This is a genomic window from Cylindrospermopsis curvispora GIHE-G1 (assembly GCF_014489415.1).
Lineage (GTDB): Bacteria > Cyanobacteriota > Cyanobacteriia > Cyanobacteriales > Nostocaceae > Raphidiopsis > Raphidiopsis curvispora_A.
On sequence record NZ_CP060822.1, the window covers coordinates 1,839,963 to 1,858,914 of the forward strand.

Annotated in this window: 11 protein-coding genes; 1 reads left to right on the forward strand and 10 read right to left on the reverse strand. The window is 38.6% G+C overall.

From position 1 onward, the window contains the following. Position 1: 1 nt before the first annotated feature. The 7 genes from brxL to IAR63_RS08420 all read right to left on the reverse strand — a co-directional run bounded on the left by brxL (position 2) and on the right by IAR63_RS08420 (position 13,890). Positions 2–2,062 carry a protease Lon-related BREX system protein BrxL gene (brxL, locus tag IAR63_RS08390; RefSeq protein ID WP_235678387.1) on the reverse strand — a complete coding sequence of 687 codons (2,061 nt, stop codon included), beginning with the start codon at positions 2,060–2,062 and terminating at the stop codon, positions 2–4. Beyond that, complete coding sequence (gene pglZ / locus IAR63_RS08395) at positions 2,043–4,661, reverse strand: BREX-1 system phosphatase PglZ type A (RefSeq protein ID WP_187707237.1); 2,619 nt, start codon at positions 4,659–4,661, stop codon at positions 2,043–2,045. Before pglZ ends, brxL begins: the two co-directional genes overlap by 20 nt. 19 nt (positions 4,662–4,680) lie before the next feature. Then, on the reverse strand, positions 4,681–8,319 hold the full coding sequence (gene pglX, locus IAR63_RS08400) for a BREX-1 system adenine-specific DNA-methyltransferase PglX (RefSeq protein WP_187707238.1): 3,639 nt from the start codon (positions 8,317–8,319) through the stop codon (positions 4,681–4,683). A 212-nt stretch (positions 8,320–8,531) separates the two neighbouring features. Beyond that, positions 8,532–9,287, reverse strand: coding sequence for a ribonuclease T2 family protein (locus tag IAR63_RS08405; RefSeq protein ID WP_057176919.1), 756 nt, complete (start codon positions 9,285–9,287; stop codon positions 8,532–8,534). Between the two features lie 64 nt (positions 9,288–9,351). Then, entirely contained in the window at positions 9,352–12,921 is a 3,570-nt protein-coding gene (gene brxC, locus IAR63_RS08410) for a BREX system P-loop protein BrxC (RefSeq protein WP_187707239.1), read from the reverse strand. Then, the gene (locus IAR63_RS08415) at positions 12,908–13,510 is read right to left on the reverse strand and encodes a DUF1788 domain-containing protein (RefSeq protein WP_187707240.1); all 603 of its coding nucleotides are present in this window, start codon (positions 13,508–13,510) and stop codon (positions 12,908–12,910) included. Before IAR63_RS08415 ends, brxC begins: the two co-directional genes overlap by 14 nt. A 227-nt stretch (positions 13,511–13,737) precedes the next feature. After that, positions 13,738–13,890 carry a hypothetical protein gene (locus IAR63_RS08420; protein WP_057176922.1) on the reverse strand — a complete coding sequence of 51 codons (153 nt, stop codon included), beginning with the start codon at positions 13,888–13,890 and terminating at the stop codon, positions 13,738–13,740. Positions 13,891–14,114: 224 nt separating this feature from the next. On the opposite strand from IAR63_RS08420, the gene IAR63_RS08425 reads away from it, so the two are divergent. Beyond that, positions 14,115–14,741 carry a 7-carboxy-7-deazaguanine synthase QueE gene (locus tag IAR63_RS08425; protein ID WP_141303655.1) on the forward strand — a complete coding sequence of 209 codons (627 nt, stop codon included), beginning with the start codon at positions 14,115–14,117 and terminating at the stop codon, positions 14,739–14,741. Between the two features lie 195 nt (positions 14,742–14,936). Here the strand turns inward: IAR63_RS08425 and IAR63_RS08430 are convergent, their stop codons facing one another. The 3 genes from IAR63_RS08430 to IAR63_RS08440 all read right to left on the reverse strand — a co-directional run bounded on the left by IAR63_RS08430 (position 14,937) and on the right by IAR63_RS08440 (position 18,931). After that, complete coding sequence (locus IAR63_RS08430; RefSeq protein ID WP_187707241.1) at positions 14,937–15,995, reverse strand: hypothetical protein; 1,059 nt, start codon at positions 15,993–15,995, stop codon at positions 14,937–14,939. A gap of 421 nt (positions 15,996–16,416) precedes the next feature. Then, positions 16,417–17,316, reverse strand: a complete 900-nt coding sequence (locus IAR63_RS08435) for a hypothetical protein (RefSeq protein ID WP_187707242.1) — start codon at positions 17,314–17,316, stop codon at positions 16,417–16,419. Positions 17,317–17,527: 211 nt separating this feature from the next. Continuing rightward, a complete protein-coding gene (locus IAR63_RS08440) occupies positions 17,528–18,931 on the reverse strand; it encodes an MFS transporter (protein WP_187707243.1) in 1,404 nt (467 codons plus the stop codon). Positions 18,932–18,952 lie beyond the last annotated feature (21 nt).

The following is an 18,952-nucleotide window of genomic DNA, read 5'->3' on the forward strand; positions in this document are numbered from 1 at the left end:
CCTAATCTACGGACAAGGCTTTAAATACAGCATCAACAGGGTCAGTGTAAAACGAAGTTTGGAATTTGGCAAACAATTCAGGAGGAACACTGGCAATATCTACTGCGCTGCTCATGGGTAAAAGAATACGTTTAGCACCAGCATCAAATGCTACTTGTAAACTAGTAGCTAGGTTACTGACTGGTGTAATAGTACCACCTAGGGTCATTTCTCCCAAAATGACTAGTTGGGCTTGAAGACTGCGTTTAAGAGTGGCGGAGCATAATGAGATGAGTAGAGCTAGTCCACTTTCTTGGGGAATTCCACTACCTTGCAGGTCTATTATTTGTAACAAAAAGTCCCAGTTAGTGGGAATAATACCGCTGCTCACTCGTTGGGAGTTGGCTTTAAAATAGTTCATGGCTATGTTTAAACTATCTTTGATTTTGGATGTGTTGGCCATTCCTGTGCGAGTTAGTTTACCGTTACCTATGACTGTTTGTAATTCCAGTTTGAAAGCGCCAATTACATTGCTATCTGTGGGACTGATGAAGTGAAGGTGACCGGGATTTAAAATATCTGGACTAATTAGGGTTGCTGCTCCCTGTTCTGGAACCGAAACAAACTGCTCTTCCATTGTTTCCAAATCAATGTAGCTAAAATGCACATCATAAAATTCCATGCCACCAATTTTTTTCAGCTGCTCTTTGATTCGCCTCCTTACTTTTAGGGCATATATTAAAGCATCCCGTACATCTTCCTTACTAAATGAGCCATCGGGAAAAATTAGTTTTAGCATGCCTGAAACTGTTTTGCGCACTGCTTGCACGTCTCTTTGTTTTAGATTATTACCAAGACGAAAGTATTTATCTAAGACATCAGCAAAACTACGTTTACGCATTTCCCGCAGCCATTCAGCTAAATAATCTACTATAAAACCATATTGATTGGTAAAGTTCTCCGGACTAAATTTGGGTACCTCCCACCCTGGTATATAGGCGTGAAATCGGTCAAAAAATGCCGTGTCTATCATCGCTTGGGGAAAGGGTGCCAGCAGATGAGATGTTTTAACTAGGGATTCTACGCTATGATCAATGTTACCCACAAATACCATAGAAGCATTGGCACTAATTTCCGCTTTTCCTCGTGCGAAAGAGCCCGATGCCATATAATCTTTCATAATCTGCACACCATCATTATCATGAAAGCTGATTCCCGCAACTTCATCAAAAGCTACTACGTCGAATAAACCCACTAGTCCAATTCGACGGGTGGACATGTTGTAAAACAAATTGGCTACTGTGGTTTTACCTCCCGAAATCAGGATAGAATTGGGAGAAACTTCCTTATAAACATGAGACTTACCCGTGGAGCGAGGTCCCAGTTCACAACTATTATAGTTGTTCTCGCACAAAGGTATCAATCTAGCTAGTAAGTGCCATTTTACTTCTTCTTTGAGGGTAGTTGGCTCAATTCCTGTGGATCTGATTAGAATATCAATCCATTCACTACGGGTAAAAGCTGAACGGGTACTAAATAGTTCCTCCATGTCTATTGTGGGCATTTGTACTGGTTTTAAACTACCCACAATAAAAGGGCTTGGTTTTGCTCCTGCTTCATACTCTAGTTGTAAAATGCACCAAATTCCACTACCCAATAACTTGGAGTTGGTTTTGACAATCTCCGGACCTATGACTAGATTTTTTAGGCCTAGATTGGTTAATGTTCCCTGGTAAATATCATTCTTTTCATTTAATATGACGCTAACTTGATCTATAACTGTAAAACGTCCTAACTCCCTAATTTTAGACTTTACTAGTTCTGCTTCATCTGGACGTACATAGTTTTGGGCAAGAATCTTTTTTACTCGCTCTACCCCTTCCTCAATAGTAGTTTCATCATCGGTAGCACAGTACATACCCAATAAATATTCCAACACATAAACGGGTACATTAGCACCTTCCTTAATACGCTTGGTTAAATCCTTACGTACAACTTTTCCAGGATAATGGGTGTTAAGTTTGTGATTGAGGTCGTGCATGGGGGGAGCTGGGTAAGGTTTATTAAAAGTCGCCAAAATCATTGGCAATTCCGAGACTAATTCTCCATTTTTCTTTGACCAGTTCAGTTTGGTCTTCTTGATCTTTGATAATTAAGTAGCCTTCCGTGGGTGGAGAACTTGTGGTTATTAATAATCTTATCTCCATTTCTCGCTCTTGGATATGGGGACTAGTGCTATCTAGGTTGGTGGTGTACTCATCCGTAATTTGAATATTACTTTGAAGGTCATACATGGCAACTGTAATTTTACGGGGACGCCATCTTCCTTGTACTGGCTCAGTTTGTAGTATTCTGACGGTAAATCGGTTATTGCTGACTCTTTTGTTAGTGCCAATTGTTTCTACTTCTACTTTGCGCGGTAGTCCTTCGTCACCTTTGGCTGATTTTTGCTGATAATAGATTACGGGGACGCAAATTTCCTGTAGGGATGCTCCTCCATGAACAAATCTTGCTCCTCCTCCCTGCACTGCAAATCTTAATGTCCCTCGGGGAACCGCTGCAAATACTTCCTCTTGAACATAGGGGAGTTTAAAATTCTGTAGGGTGTTATCATTCAGTTGTTTACTTGTTAGTAGATAACGACGTGTTTTCTCTAAGATACATTGGTCCGATGGCATGACCAGTTTATCTCTTGGTTCAAGCCCAGGTCTTTGATATAAGAATCCATGGTCTGCTGTAATAATAACATTTTTTCCATTCAGGGAATTACAAATTTTTTTGACTAGTCTTAACAGGTCTTCAATAGCTGTTTGACAAGCCGAAAAAACATGAGATTCACTAGATGCTTGGTCACCAATGGCATCAATTACATTGTGATATATATAAATTAGTCTGTTGGGTTGTACTATTTTTTTGGCGTTTTCCGTATTCTTTGTTAATAGCTCTTTAGCTTCTATCACTTTTGCTTGTACAGAGCTGTTTTGATTTAGTACGTTTTCCCTAGTCTTACTGCTTTTCGTACTCATGCTATCTACTAACACATCCTCACTATTTGGTATTAATTCCAACTTAGATCCGGGTAGAAGAGCTGCCATTCCTAGACGGGTAATACTGGGTAAAACACCGAGAACTGGTTCTATTTGGATTTCTCCTCGTAACTTCTGTTGGATTATTTCTACCAGTTCTTTGGCTACCTCATAGCGAAAAGCATCAGAAATAATAACAAATACTCTTTCTTTGTTATTTCGTTGCAGAATGGGTAACACATATCTACGGAAGAATCGCTGTTGGGGGGGGATATCCCTTAGTTCCCAGTTGCTATTCTTGCTGAGAACATTAGACCAGGAGGAACCGAGATTTTCCAAAAACCATTGGGTATAAAAGTTGTCTATATCTTCCATTAGTTCTTTAATAATATCCCCTAAAGATTGAGTACTGGCTAAAATGAAGTGGCGATATTCTTGGTCGAACTTATATAGTTTTTCCGTATATTCTTGAAATAGAGGTTTGGGAGTTGACTCAAATCCTTTTGGATATTGTTGTTGTATTTCCCAAAGTGCGATCGCTGATTCTAGAGCTTGATAGACATATTTGTATTTAGAGTACCAAATCAACTCGGAACGAGGTTTTAACCATTGTTTCCAGGATTTTACTTCTAGGGGTACAGTTTCTGGAAGGGAGATTTGTGCAAAAGCAGTGCGGAGGGTTTTTACACAACTACGAATTAACACTTGGTCTATCACTTCAAAACTAGCAGATCTGTATAGAATCTCTGGTGGTTCATTTTCGATGAGGTCAAATATTTGTAATTGTTCGCTAATTTCTTCACTGAGTTTTTGCCAACCTTCGCGATGTTTATCATCGCGCATCCACTGGTCTATGAATGAGTAGGCTCGTTGTCCTGGTTTGATAATTTTATCTGCTATTTTTTCAGTTAATGGTGATTCTTTAATTAGGGTTCGTGAAGATGGGGTATTTAAGGATATACTAAAATGGGTAATGAGCAGATGGGTGAATAGCTTATTTAGGCTAGGAGTATTAGATGAGAAACCAGTGTATTCTTCTACCACATCCCAAAAAGCTTGAGCGGAAACAAATCGCACAATATCTTGCCAGATAGGGTTATCAGACTCTAATAATCCTTTTAGTAATACTTCACGAATTAAAAGATTACCATCAGGAACTTTTAAATTGACTAAAACCGAAAGCATGGCCAGTAGTAGTCCTTTTTCTTCCGTGTCGGGAGAAATAGCCATGGATTGTAAATGACCTATCCGCTTTTTACAATTAAAGAATTTTTTGAGATATTGGCGAATAGTCTCTTCTAAAGAGCGATCGCGTAGACCCAGGTCAGCATAAATTAGAGCTGCTGGGTCAGCGGAGAAGGTTAAACTGCTTTTTTCGATATCTAAGAGCCAGTTGTCTTGGGGTTCCGGTGGAGGAAAGGGGGCATAAAGTAAGAAATTTTGCTCAGGTTCTTCAATAAAGAGACGATATTTAAGAGTGAATGGGGTGTCACCCAGTTGAATTTTTTTGACATCATTTATTTCTAACTCCTCAAAAATACTGACAAATTGCCCATCTGGGTCATACCAAAATACAACTCGTCTTTGGTGGTGAGGCCAACGGGAATCTTCTTGAAATAGATTTTGCAGTAGGTTTTTGATACGTGTGATGTTCATGTGTTCATTTTCGTCTCTCTCAATTTTTCCATTGTGATGCTTTTTCTAAGTCAGCAATTTTAAGGTCAGTGCCCTCATAGACTAGTCCTTTGAATTGACAGTAGTTATATGCTACACCATCATCTAAGTCTAGTTTAATTCGAGCATCAGCTAAATGTTGCAGTTTTTCTTGATATTCTGCTAGTTCTGACTGTTGGTCTTGTAATTCTTTGAGACGCTTGGTGGCAATTTTTTTATCTGCATTGTTAGTGCTGATTTCCAGTTGTTTTTGATATTTAGTGATTTCTCCTTGGAGTTTGATTTGTAATTCTAGGACATAGTCTGTGCGCATACGGGAAAGGGTATCTTCCTGGTAGCGGTGTAAATAGATTAAGGCATTAAAGGCTCGTTTTTTCCCGCTAGTGAATAACCAGTATATGGGGCGTTTTTTATAGGTTTGGATATGGTCGGAGATAAATTCTTGTAGGAAGTAGCGTCGGATCCGTTCTCGTGGACTTTCTGAGTTTTTGATGGTGAGGGTGTCAGCAATGAATTTGAGGTTTGCACTCAGGTTATTTGGATCCCAGGCAATTTGCAGGAATTCTTCAAAACGAGTAAGGATGTCATTGGGGAAGTAGGTTTGATCTGTGATGGGGATTATGGCATCATTACTAGCTGGGAATTTTTGGTGTAGGGATGGGTCGAATTTGCTTCCAGCGTGAATGATTCCGGGTTTGTCAAGGCTATATCTACCCATGATACAGCCAATTATGTAGGAAATGAGGGAGCGCATATCTCGTTGTGGGTCTGCGCGGTGGATGGTGACTTGGTCTTCTGGGACTTCTGGTGTGAGTTCTGTTTCTAGTCCGTAGGATTTTATCCAGTATCGGTTATTTTCTTCTTCTAGCAGTTGGAGTTGTCGAAATGCGGTTTCTGTGCGGTTTTGCCAATTGGTGAAGGATGTGGATATATTGGGGGAGTTTTCTCGCAGCAAGGGGTGGGTTTGGAAGTCCCAGGAGGTTTCAAAGTTATCCCAGTCTTCTCGAGCAATGTTAATCGCTTGTTCTATGGATTGATTAAAAACACTATCTTGTAGGGAGGTAATAATAGGTAGGTTAGCAACATTTCCTACTTGAAAACTAACAGTAGGATTCATGATTTCCATAAAATTGGCAATGACTTTACTGCATAGGAGTCCCACTAGGTTAATGATTATTTGAGAGTGCGGGAATATGGAAGATCCTTTAACATCAAAAATAAATCCTTTGGGCGAATATCTAACCGAAAAATATGAGGAACTTACGGATGACCAAGTTATACTTTCTTGAAAATATTTATCTGTGTTTTGGGGACGGGATCTAGCTTTTAGTCCATGTTCAGTGCCAAAATTACGAATCTCGAAACCATCATTTTCCCAATTAACAACATATTCCTGATTGCCATACCATTTTCTAAATTCCCCGCCTTTATTATAGGGAAACCATTTTTTTCCAGATTTTTTTGCCGCTTCTCGGCTATCTAATCCAAAACCTATATTATTAATGTTAACTTCTGTCCATAATCTCAGAAATCTATCATTATTACCAGTTTGCAGTCCAACACATGGGTTAGCAATATCATTCAGGGGTTTGGATTGTTGAAAAATCTCTAAAATCTTATCACTCACCCAATAGGCGATCGCACTTCCTGGAATTTTGGAGAAATTGACTTGATTAACTCCAGAATACCGATGTTTATTACTAATAAAGTTCCGCCGTTTGAGTTCAGAATCATTATAATCAACTAAACGGATATAAGTAGCTCTGTCATTTATAGGTTCTTTTTTATTAACAATAAAAGCTGTTGACTGAACAACTTCGCCACCAATCTCGGGAAAAGTTCGTGATCCCAGGTGAAGCATCGAACTAATAGTATAGTTACTTAAAAAATATTTTCGTAATTCTTCATAGGTACTTAAAAACATCCATGACTGCTGATTAATTGCAGACATAAATCCATAATTTTCCGTCATTTCTATGGTTCGTTCCATGAAACATGCAAATAAATCACCTTTACTCTTTGTGTAAAATTTATCGACAAAAGTTTTAATTGTCAAGTTAAAACTCCTATTCCCCATATAAGGAGGATTTGCCACCACCACCCAATACTGATTACTCAATAATTCAGCCTGATCAACTAAATGACGTAAAAAAACAACAAATTCCTGTTGAAAAAGAGGATTATCCAATGCTAAATCTGCCAATTGCTTTCTCAAAATCGTGCCATTAAAAGATGGCGGGGTAATCAAACTCCCTAAATTATCTGCATCAGAAAAAGCCTCCATTAAAGGTTGCCAATCCTTCTCAACAACCCCTTGTATGGCTGGTAACTTATACCCCCGTGTACAGCGCACAGTTTTAATATTCAAAGTAGGAGCATTTTTAAAAACACGCTTATTTATAGCCCTTGCCTTCATTAAAACTGCAAAACTTGCTAACTGTACAGCTCTTTCATCTATGTCCAATCCATACAAATTATGAGTTAAGATCAGTCCGGGAATATCCTTTTCCAAATATCCCTGCTCCTTATAAATTTCCACCAACAAATCGAAAGCATAGACCAAAATATGTCCACTCCCACAAGCTGGATCAATTACTGTTAACTCCTCCGGTGTTAAAGGAATTCCTGGACTTACCTTCTTGAAACTGGGGGGTGTTGGGTTCAATAATCCCAACAATGGAGCTGTGTCCCCTGATTGTTCTTCCCCACCCCTGATTTTCTCACCCTCCAAATAATAGGGCATTTTTTCCCGTAAATTTGATTGGGGGTGGTTTTCTAACCATAACCTGCCTAAACTATTTTCTACCATATACTGCACAATCCAACGAGGTGTGAATAGTTGGGTTGCTGCTGGTATATCCTTAGCTTCTATCTTAGATTTGGCTCCAATTACCTGGTCTTTGCGCTCAGAAATATAAAATTGATATAGCCATCCCACTATTTCTATATCTTCCCAATCTTCCTGGGCAATTTCCTTCACCAGTCTCCCGACGATTGAATCTTGACCTAGTAGATTAACTGGCAAAAATAATGCTGGATATCCCGTATCAAATAAAGCTGGTACACTAGAAGACAAGGCCTGACACTGGGCTAATAATAATTGACGGTATAGATATTCATCCGGATTAGTCTGTTTACTTGCTAGATCCTCCCATTTTTTCAGGGTTTCTCGATTAATTCCAGCTATTTCTCCCGTATCTGCTATGGAATCCCTATCTCGCAAAATGTCCGGATCTACCAAACTGCGATCGCTACTACTTAACACCCTTCCGATATAGCCCTTAACCTCCATAAAGCGCAGTGCTACTAATCGGTTAAACCAGGTATAGGCAATTTCCTCAATCAGTATATCCAGAACACTATCAGCTTGTTTAGTTAACTTTTTGTCTAAATTTTTAGATGCTTGTTGTTTTAATAAATATTCTATATGGGAATGTAGTTGTTGATATTGTTTAGCTTCCTCGCTATTGAGAGTTTGCTCCCCACTCAATAAACCTCCCGCAAAGGTCCTTTGGTCAGTAATGGTCTTTTCGGTAATGGTTTTTTCGGTAATGGTAAGTTGGGTAGCACGAGTGCTTACCTGTTCTTTTAGATGGTTCCGTGCCCAAATGGCAAAGTTTTTAATAGTGGTTCTATTCATAACAAAAGTTGAATAAGTAAGTGGGTGGAATTAAATATAAGATGAACGTAGGTTGGGTTGAAGTATGAAACCCAACACCCCCATGGGTCTCGTTACTCGACCCATCCTACAAATAATTGTGCATATCTACTTACTGGTTTTATTTTTGACTTTTCCCTGGTTGAAAACACCAGGGACTCTAGCAAACCAAAAAATTTTTTAAAAAATCTTTATTAGTTTAAACTGCTAACACCAAAGCCATCAACCACAACTTGACTACAAGACTGACCACCACTGGGAAGTAGGAGATCCGCCAGTTTTTGACCAACCTGAGGGCGTTTGATTTTCAGACGAATTTCGGTGGCCAAATTGTTCCTAGAATCGCATTTAAGACTCAAACTGGAAGAACTACCACTGCCAAAAGTTCCTTCAAATGCTGTTTTTACCTGATCTAGGGAGATTGTTTCACCTATGTGCTCAACAAACAAATTTCGCACTTGAGAATCATTAAATTCCTTCAGTAGGTCTACAGATAAATCATAGTAATCATCCGAGTTTCTCCCATCACAGGTTCCATGTTTGATCCATTCATGACGTTCAAGACTAGACTCTCCAAAACCCGGCATTACTTCATCTAATTCATCAGTAGTTTCTCCGTCTACCTCCACTGTGGGTAAATCTTTCCAGTTCCCGGTTTTGTCGTTCTTGATATTACTAGCGGAAACATTACAGTATTCCAACTTATCCGGCCATAATCCATGTAAGGTGAAGTTACTAGCATCGTAGCTGGTTGCTGTTTGTTCCTGACATTCTGCTTTATCCCCATGGGTTTCACAAAATCCAGGTTGCCAGGATAATGCTAAAGTATATTTTTGAGCGCATCCTTTGGTGGGACAATTATCTGCTATTGCAGTTCCTTGATGAGTAAGTAGAAAAGCTAGTACACATGCTATTACTAGTCTTACAGATTGCATAAGTCGTCTAGTCATAAGTTCAGATTCGTTAGAAAACACACAAAATTTATCACATTATATTTATCACATTATTTTGGCATCATCTCTCCAAACGGATTCTGTAACCTGTTTGAATCTGTTTGAGAAATTCCTCCCGCAATACTCCCAGATACACCTCCACATCTTCTTCATTTTCTAGCACTTTGCTGGGAGTAAATCTCCCCAACTGAATAAAAGTGATGGGTTTTACTTGCTCTGGTATGTGGTTTGCTGTATGATATGATTTGCCCAATTTTTCTTGAACTTTTTGAGCTTCAGCATCTATTTTCTTCCATAACTGGTTTGTCTTGTCGCTTAATTCGCTCCGATGGGCGATCGCTGAATCAATAGTTTTGATTTCCGATGGGTGAAAATTGTTTATCTCCTGGGTGATCTCAGAAATTTCATTGACAATCGCTGGGTATTGCTCCTGAATATAATCGCGTATTTCTTTTTCTTGGTTTTCCATTTCCCGATGCAGTTCTCCAATCTTTTGTCGGAGGATTTCCTGTATTTTTTGCTGCACTGGTTTCAGCAAATTTGGCAACAGCTGTATTTTACTGGTTGGGTCATCCATATTGAGAATTTCCTCAACTGATTTTACCTGCTCCAGCAGTTCCTCTTCCTCAATATGGCGCAATTCTGGTTTCAACTCTTTTAAACTCTGTTGAGCTTCTTGAAATATTTTCAGTTGTGAGGTGAAGAAAGACCTTAACTTTTGTAAGTCATCAATATATTCTTCCAGGTCATCCCGACGACCACGAACAAGCTGAAAAAACTCCTGTTCATGAGAGTTATCCGTTCTTAGCTCTTCTAGCATGGCTATGTGGTCTTTCAGCAAATTCCCAAATGGTAATTGCTGTTCTTGAGTCAGTTTTAACCATTCTTTTAACCTTTGAACATGTTGCCATAAAAGTTCTTGATAGGTTTGAAATAATTTGCCACTTTCCGTAGGTATGTCTAGTATATTCTTATCTAGTATATTCTTATCAAGTAATTGACTGGCTAAGTCTCTAGCCACCTTTAAACTAGCTGGATCAATGGTACTAGCCAATCTCACAATATAAGTTTCTTTACCATCGCGAGAAAGTAACTTATCTATTAGTCCTTCCTCTTGTAGATTGACCTTATTTTGTGCGTGTCTCAATTCAACTACACCTGCATTAGCCAACTCTGCCATTATCCCTAGGGTGTCTAGCTCTGACCAACCATAGGGAGTACAGGTAAATTTATCTATTAAAGATTTAATCGTAGTTGGATGATATTTATTTTGACTATGCAAAAAAGATTCCATGTCTTTTCGTGCGGATATATTAACGTCCTTAACCACCTCTCCATCGGTGGTCTTTTCTTGGATATGACGAGTTAAGGCATTTTTCACCTGATCTGAATTTTCAAATCCACTATCGATGTATTTTAACTTGCTGTAGGCATTGTTAATTAAATAGGTAAGAGCTTGTTTTAATAACTCTGTTGCAAATTCAGTTCGAGTAATTTCTACTTTATTGCCATAACTAAACACATCCGCACTGGCAATAAGTTTTTGTAGGCTATCTTTGATATTTTTCTCCCGCTGTGTATTTTCATCTTTCCGTGCTGTTATAATCTTTTGAATACTGGGACTAAGATTACTACCGGCTTTTTGGCGCAGATACTGATCGGTTTGACTAAACGTCTCTAAGTCTTGCAAAAGGTGATCCTCATTCCCTAGCCTAATTAATAACTCTGGACTTGACTGGGTTGTGATTAGACACTTTGTATTGTTCTCAAATTCAGCATAGTTTTCTCCATAGGGAGTAATAATATGCACAGTTAGTTCTTGTAATTTCTTTCCATGATCACGCTCATCTAACTTTCGATTGAATGAATACTTACGTTTACCAAATTTGAATTCCCTATCGGTCAAAATTGATCCCCACACCCATTCTTGCAGTTTTTTGTAAATCTCCCCTGGGTTCACCCTTGTGTTTTTAATTTCTTTACTAATATCTTGCTCTTCGTTTGTGAGAAATATGTATTCATCTGTATTACGCTGAATTAGGGTTTGTTTTTCCAATCTTCCCAGGGCTTCTGCTACTTGTTTTTTCAAGCCTAGTCTATCTTCATCTATGTCGGTTAAACTCAAAGTCGTTAAGTTTTCTAAGTTTGCCCTAATCTCTTTAATATATTTAATCATAAATAGGGTTTTTAAGAGCTGAATATCAAACTCCTTTAGTTGGGGATTATTCGTAGCCTGGGTAATCACCTGACTAATAACACTATCCAAAAAACCCTCAATGGCCAAATAAAAAGTATGAAAAGGAACTAACTTACCCAGGGATTGTGCGGAAATTGCTTGGGAAGCAACCTGAAAAGCGTCCAGCAAGGAGCGTTCTCCCGATGCTAAATGTTTACCCGCAGAACCCATTAACCGAATTTGGGTAAATACCTTCTGCAACAGATAAAACTGATAGGGAATAAACGGATAAGCTGCCACAAAATCCTGTGCATCTTTATACCCTGGTATATCCGCAGAGTCCCTAAAGGTGATTTGGTTTCTGAGAATGGCAATTTTTTCTGTATATAGGACTTCCAAACGTTTTTTAGCTTCGTCAGTTTTAGACAATAACCGTAATTTAATTACCTCATCAGTATTAGCAGAAGATAAATTCAGGGGACGATGAAAACGTCCAATAATTTTAGAGAACTCTTCCCCCTTGATTTTGTTTTTGGTGATTTCATCCATAGCTTCTTGGGATGTGACCAGCACCCAAGCTCTTCCCTGACAATGGATACCCAAATCTTCCACTACTGTTTGCAGATTGAGCATTAATTTGGTATCTTCGCCAATATACTGACCTACCTCATCTACCATAAAAACTAGGCGATGTTTTGGTCCCTTGGTGTGTAAATACTCTTTAACTGTTTTGGCAAACTCTTCTGGACTTAAAGTATATTTCTCATTGAACTCTAATAGGCGATTAGCCTGTTCTCCACTCATTCCTGTGCTAACGGTTAGAGCAGCAACAATATCATCTTGATAAAAAGCCCAAGCTTCTCGAGTTTCTTCCCAGGATTGGTTGGTTTGGCGATAAAAAGCCTCTTTAAAGGGCTCATACTTACCTTTACTTTCTAATTGACGTTCAAACCGGGCAATTTCCGGTGTTGTGCCAAAATATCCCAAATGGTCGTCAAAGACTTTTTGGAATACCTTGGTAATGGTTTCTTTGTCATTTTTATTATTGGCATCGGCCTTAGAATCAATATTAAAGAGAATTACATCACAATGAGTTTGTGCTGCTAAGGCAATATTTGCCAACAGGGATGGGTCGGGAATTCTTTGGGAATCGAAGTAATCTAAAGCCCGATTATTTCCCACCGAACGATTTTCTAGTATATAGGAAAGTATTTTCAAAAAATGAGATTTACCAGAACCAAAGAATCCGGAAATCCACACACCCATCTTATCCGTGGGACTTTCAATTGATTCAGCAAATCTGCCAAAAAAGGTATAAAAATGCTTTTTGAGTTCTTCGGTAACTACATACTCTTCTAACTCTTGACGGATATTAGTATCATCCTGCTGTCCCACCTTGATGACACCATTAATACTGCGGTTAATATCCTTGGCAAACAGTTCAGCAATGTTCATAGACAGCTCCATGATGTGGTATTAAAGCAAAAGCTCGATAATAGTTATCACTTTTAAAGGTATTAAATAAACAGAGTTCTTGACCATCATAGGATCCGGGAAAGAACAGCACTAAGGGAATGTGGTCAAGATAAGGTTGTAGACCATTCAAAATACTGTGGGATCTAATTAGGGGCCAACTCGCTCCAACTCCAGTCAGGAATACTAATTGTTCGTTCCCTTGGAGATGGTTTTGGATCTGAGTAATCACCTTTTCGGGTCGAACTATAGGTTGGATTTTATTCCAGAGAGATTTGTGTCCTTCTTTCGCTTCTACAATAAAAGCTTTATTGAGAATTCCTTTTTCTTGTAATATCTCTAGGATTATATTATACAGATTGAATTCTTTAACGACTAGATTTATTGGATCCCTAGTTAACTGCGAAATAAGTATTTTAGTATATTCTTGGACATATATTTCATCTTCTGGAGCATAATCAAAAACGTAGAAACCAATCTCATTGCCAATACCACGATTGCCCAACAGTCGGGAGTCTTGTAGTTTAGGTAGTAGTTGATTTAATCGTTCCTGAATACTCAATTTAGACATCTGTTTAGGTTAGCAGCACTCAAGAGCTAGTATAACAGGCGATCGCATTTTTGAGGAGGGGCTATTATATTTTATGTTATGTTTTATCCAGATAGGTTTGCAGACCATAGCGTGGTTCTTATGAAGCATCAATTGGCAAAGCTTCTTTTTGATAGAGAAGTCAAAGCGCTAGGATCATTCAACCAGTTGGTTTATAGACCGTAGCGCGGTTCTGTAGTAATATCCACTTACCAGGATGCTAATCTACCCCTCTTATAGGGTACACCGGTAAAAGGTTGAAAACCAGTCATGGGATAAGCATCATCGGTGGGGCTGAATATGCGCATAAAAGCTTCACTGAGAAATTGAACAACTCTAGAAAGCGATTTGGAGATCATCATAAACTTCGACTCCTTATTATTATGCTATTTATCTGATGTACCTGCAGTGTAATTCCAAATCTTGGGACTGACTCATTTTTGTAATATATATACAAGTAACTCAACTTTTCTTAAAAGTTCAATTGGAGTAGTTTTAGGTAAGTTTTATTGGTATAAAATAAACTTGAGAATATTTTCTCGTAAGAAAATATAGTCATCCACCTTATGAGTAGAAAACCAGAGAAATGTCGATTTTAGAAATCAAGCTACCCATTCATGAAACTTTTCAGAGTACAGTTCAAGGTGAAGGATATTGGACTGGTTCTTTAGTAGATTTTATTCGCTTGTCTGGTTGTCCATTGAGCTGTCCTTGGTGTGACACTGGTTATGCGGATGGTGGGGCAAACTTACCACGATTTGAGCGTACCATTGGTGAGCTTCTAGCAGAACTAAAATCTCCGAGAATAGTTATTAGTGGTGGAGAACCATTCATTCACAAGCATTTACCTGAATTAGTTGAGGCCTTGTTAGATGCTGGTAAACAAGTTAATATTGAAACATCAGGATCTTTTTGGAAAGAAGTTCCTTTATCAGCTTGGATCACCCTATCTCCCAAGGAACATATTAACCCTAAATATCCAGTACAGAATCAGTTTTGGAGTAGAGCTAATGAAGCGAAAATAGTTATAGAAACTGGTCAGGAAATTGATTTTTATCAAGAACATTTATCCGCACACCCTGATTTGTGTGTTTACCTACAACCTGAGTGGAATAGTTCATCAAAATCACTGGCTCTGATTTTGCAGTTATTACAACAAAAACCCGATTATAAACTTTCTTTACAAACACACAAATATATAGGTTTACAATGAGTAGGTTTTTTGAGTAGGTTTTTTCTCCTAACACTTTATAAAGTTATAAAGGTTCAATAGACTTACTTACGAGTTAAAATAAAATGCGATCGCTTAATGCGGACTCAAAAAAAATGTGGTAATTATCAGGTGGGAATTTGAAAATAGAGTTCCCAAGAACGGTTGTTGTGTGTTTATAGTTTTAAGATCCCAATATCATTGCTCCTGATTTTTTATTTGGTTGACACCCAATTGAGATAGAATAGCTGCCAAGTGCTGTAGCGTCTCTGGTGAAAGTCCTTCTAGGAGGTCCTGAGGAGAATATTGCTTTAACAGCTCTTTTGGAGAATATTGCTTGATCTCTTCGGGAGAATATTGCTTCAACACCTCTTCGGGAGAATATTGCTTTAATACCTCTTCGGGAGAATATTGCTTTAATACCTCTTCGGGAGAATATTGCTTTAACAGCTCTTTTGGAGAATATTGCTTGATCTCTTCGGGAGAATATTGCTTCAACACCTCTTCGGGAGAATATTGCTTTAACACTTCTTCAGTTGGTATCTCTCTCAAGTGACTTATTACAAAATCTTTTTTGAATTGCTTTAATGTGTATGTCATTGGCAGTTTCTCCTTTATGTAAAACTCATATAGTTGTTGCATTAATATACTATACTCGCTCTTGCGGTAATTTTCTTGATAATGGCTAATCGCTTCTTCTACCACTTCTGCTCTCGCACTAAACAGTCTCCACAACTCATTGTTGACACTTTTGGGTATTTTCGACAGCACTATCAGTCTCACGTTCATGCTAACACATTCTATATCATAAACCCCTTCACTGACACTTTTCCATTTTAATCTCCCCATTAATTGGGTCGGTTCGTGGGTTGTTAATCCGTACAGTCTGTAATCCTCCTCTGGTAGCAGGTTCGACAAGGATTTACTTGTTTGCTTCCGATAATTGACATAGTGTCCTATTAGTTCCATTAGTGACCAAACTGTGAATGATTCATGAATGGACTTATAGCTGATTAGGTTGTGTTTAGACATGTTTTCTAAACCTGCTGGATACAGATTGAATCCACTGTCTTTATATCTCTTAATGATTATGATGTCTAGCAGTTGTTTTCTGATGGTTAGATCCTTTTCTACTTCTACCTCATAAGGGCTATTATAGAAGTGGACGGTCATAAACATTCCTAAGAGGCGATGCCAGTCTCTATTTAGGGTGTCGGAAGACTTTTTTTTCTGAGGTTTGAGTTTTTTACTTACCATAACCGGACTGTTGGTATAATTCATCAGATGTGGGGTGGGTTAATTACCCCATGTCAATATAGTATCAATAGTATCAGCAATTATTACACTAATTTATTCCCAATCCGCTTGGATGAGGTTCCGCTATATTCCAGTATCCGTAGATCTAGCTTGATTGTGTTAAATTGGAGGAGGGCAATTGCGAAGCACTCACATTCCTTGGTTAGGAGTAATTCTTTATATCCCGTGGGTTTGTTGGGTTTCGTATTAAACTCAACCTACGTTCATCTTATATTTAATTCCAGCCACCTACTTACGAGTTAAAATAAAATGCGATCGCTTAATGCGGACTCAAAAAAAATGTGGTAATTATCAGGTGGGAATTTGAAAATAGAGTTCCCAAGAACGGTTGTTGTGTGTTGACAGTTTTAAGATCCCAATATCATTGCTCCTGATTTTTTATTTGGTTGACACCCAATTGAGACAGAATAACTGCCAAGTGCTGTAGCGTCTCTGGTGAAAGTCCTTCTAGGAGGTCCTGAGGAGAATATTGCTTTAACACCTCTTCGGGAGAATATTGCTTTAACACCTCTTCGGGAGAATATTGCTTTAACACCTCTTCGGGAGAATATTGCTTTAACACCTCTTCGGGAGAATATTGCTTTAATACCTCTTCGGGAGAATATTGCTTCAACACTTCTTCAGTTGGTATCTCTCTCAAGTGACTTATTACAAAATCTTTTTTGAATTGCTCTAATGTGTATGTCATTGGCAGTTTCTCCTTTAAGTAAAACTCATATAGTTGTTGCATTAATATGCTATACTCGCTCTTGCGATAACTTTCTTGATAATGGCTAATCGCTTCTTCCACCACTTCTGCTCTCGCACTAAACAGTCTCCACAACTCATTGTTGACACTTTTGGGTATTTTCGACAGCACTATCAGTCTCACGTTCATGCTAACACATTCTATATCATAAACCCCTTCACTGACAGTTTTCCATTTTAATCTCCCCATTAATTGGGTCGGTTCGTGGGTTGTTAATCCGTACAGTCTGTAATCCTCCTCTGGTAGCAGGTTCGACAAGGATTTACTTGTTTGCTTCCGATAATTGACATAGTGTCCTATTAGTTCCATTAGTGACCAAACTGTGAATGATTCATGAATGGACTTATAGCTGATTAGGTTGTGTTTAGACATGTTTTCTAAACCTGCTGGATACAAATTGAATCCACTGTCTTTATATCTCTTAATGACTATGATGTCTAGCAGTTGTTTTCTGATGGTTAGATCCTTTTCTACTTCTACCTCATAAGGGCTATTATAGAAGTGGACGGTCATAAACATTCCTAAGAGGCGGTGTCAGTCTCTATTTAGGGTGTCGGAAGACTTTTTTTTCTGAGGTTTGGGTTTTTTACTTACCATAACCGGACTGTTCGCATAATTTATTAGATGTGGGTTAATTACCCCATGTCAATATAGTATCAGAAATTATTAAGTGGCTCAGTGGAATTAAATATAAGATTAACGTAGGTTGGGTTTCGTATTAAACTCAACCCAACTTTGTATCTGGTAACTCATCTTCTACAAGACGCAGACGGGGATAAAAGTAGCAAATGAAAGTAAAAAGGATGCTAAATAGGCCCATGATGACGAACATTAAACCAATACCGCGACCATGGCCAATACCAATTATTTGTCCAATGGTGTTTGCTGCTGGTCCGTCAGCTTGCATAAAGGGTTCAAATAGTTGATCAGCTAGTGGTCCTGCTAGCAGAAAAGAAAGGGGTAGAAAACCTTGAGTAACTGCTATGCGGAAGGCAAAGACTTTTCCTTGCACTTCTGGAGCAACTTTCTTTTGATAAATTACCTGGATTGCACCATTAACAATGGGGACCATAAGAAATATAAAGAAATCCGAGATGGTAAACAGAATTGGGTTAGGACGTAACCCGGCTACAATATAGAATATACCTAAGAAAAACATCGAGGTAAAGATGAGGTTGATTTGGCGCTTTGGTCCTCCCCAGATGCTGATGATAAAACTGCTAACTAACATTCCAGAGCTTGCTATGGAAGAGATTGTACCTAGTGCTTCTGTTGAAGCAAAGGAAAGAACTAGAGGTGTGGTGAGAGCTTCAGCACCACCAATAAGAAAGTTGGTGATTGCAACAAGAAAGACTAGGCCAATTAGTCCAGGTCTCTCGATAAAATAATGCCATCCAAAGGATAATTCTTGCCAGAATGAAGAGAATAAACCAGCTTCCTCGGTTTCAGTTTCTTTGGTTTTAACTTCGGGGAAATTCACGACCAATAAGCAAAGCAAGGCAAAACACAAAGTAGATAAATCAATGAGAACCACTCCGGGAATTTCAACGCTCACTAAGAGTACAGTTGCTACCAGTGGTGAGAGGATTTCTGCAACAGCTAATCTAATTTGGGTCATAGAACTGGCGCGACCCAGTTGTTCTTTTGGGACTAATAATGTGGTAGCTGAAGAATAAGCGAGGGCTTGAAATGCACTAAAGCTAGAATTAAAGGCGCTAATTAGGCACAGAGTCCACACTTCTAGCTGGTTATTCATAAATAACCAAGCAATGGTTAGGGTACATAAACCAGCACAGAAGTCACTAATAATCATAATCCAGCGTCGGGGAAAGCGGTCAACAACTACTCCCGCAATGGGAGAGATAATAATCGTAGGTAAAGTCGTTGATAGAATTAGGAGGGTGAATTGGGTGGCTGAATTAGTATGTTGGTAAAGCCAAATACTTAAAGCAAAACTGGTCATGCGAGAGCCAACCAGAGATAATACTTGGCCAATCCAGATGAGGACAAAAACGCTCATGCTGGGAGCTTTCTCTGCTTCCTGATTGGAGCGGTCCCCAATCCACTTAAATAAAGATGATGCAAAACTGGGTTTTTGTTTTAATTCTGTTGGGTCGTTATCTAACATAGTAACAGTTATGACTGTATA

Bases quoted from the DNA above. Each gene is read 5' to 3' on its own strand.
- brxL (WP_235678387.1), bottom strand. From the start codon at position 2,062: ATGATTTTGGCGACTTTTAATAAACCTTACCCAGCTCCCCCCATGCAC.
- pglZ (WP_187707237.1), bottom strand. From the start codon at position 4,661: ATGAACATCACACGTATCAAAAACCTACTGCAAAATCTATTTCAAGAA.
- pglX (WP_187707238.1), bottom strand. From the start codon at position 8,319: ATGAATAGAACCACTATTAAAAACTTTGCCATTTGGGCACGGAACCAT.
- IAR63_RS08405 (WP_057176919.1), bottom strand. From the start codon at position 9,287: ATGACTAGACGACTTATGCAATCTGTAAGACTAGTAATAGCATGTGTA.
- brxC (WP_187707239.1), bottom strand. From the start codon at position 12,921: ATGAACATTGCTGAACTGTTTGCCAAGGATATTAACCGCAGTATTAAT.
- IAR63_RS08415 (WP_187707240.1), bottom strand. From the start codon at position 13,510: ATGTCTAAATTGAGTATTCAGGAACGATTAAATCAACTACTACCTAAA.
- IAR63_RS08420 (WP_057176922.1), bottom strand. From the start codon at position 13,890: ATGATGATCTCCAAATCGCTTTCTAGAGTTGTTCAATTTCTCAGTGAA.
- IAR63_RS08425 (WP_141303655.1), top strand. From the start codon at position 14,115: ATGTCGATTTTAGAAATCAAGCTACCCATTCATGAAACTTTTCAGAGT.
- IAR63_RS08430 (WP_187707241.1), bottom strand. From the start codon at position 15,995: ATGGTAAGTAAAAAACTCAAACCTCAGAAAAAAAAGTCTTCCGACACC.
- IAR63_RS08435 (WP_187707242.1), bottom strand. From the start codon at position 17,316: ATGACCGTCCACTTCTATAATAGCCCTTATGAGGTAGAAGTAGAAAAG.
- IAR63_RS08440 (WP_187707243.1), bottom strand. From the start codon at position 18,931: ATGTTAGATAACGACCCAACAGAATTAAAACAAAAACCCAGTTTTGCA.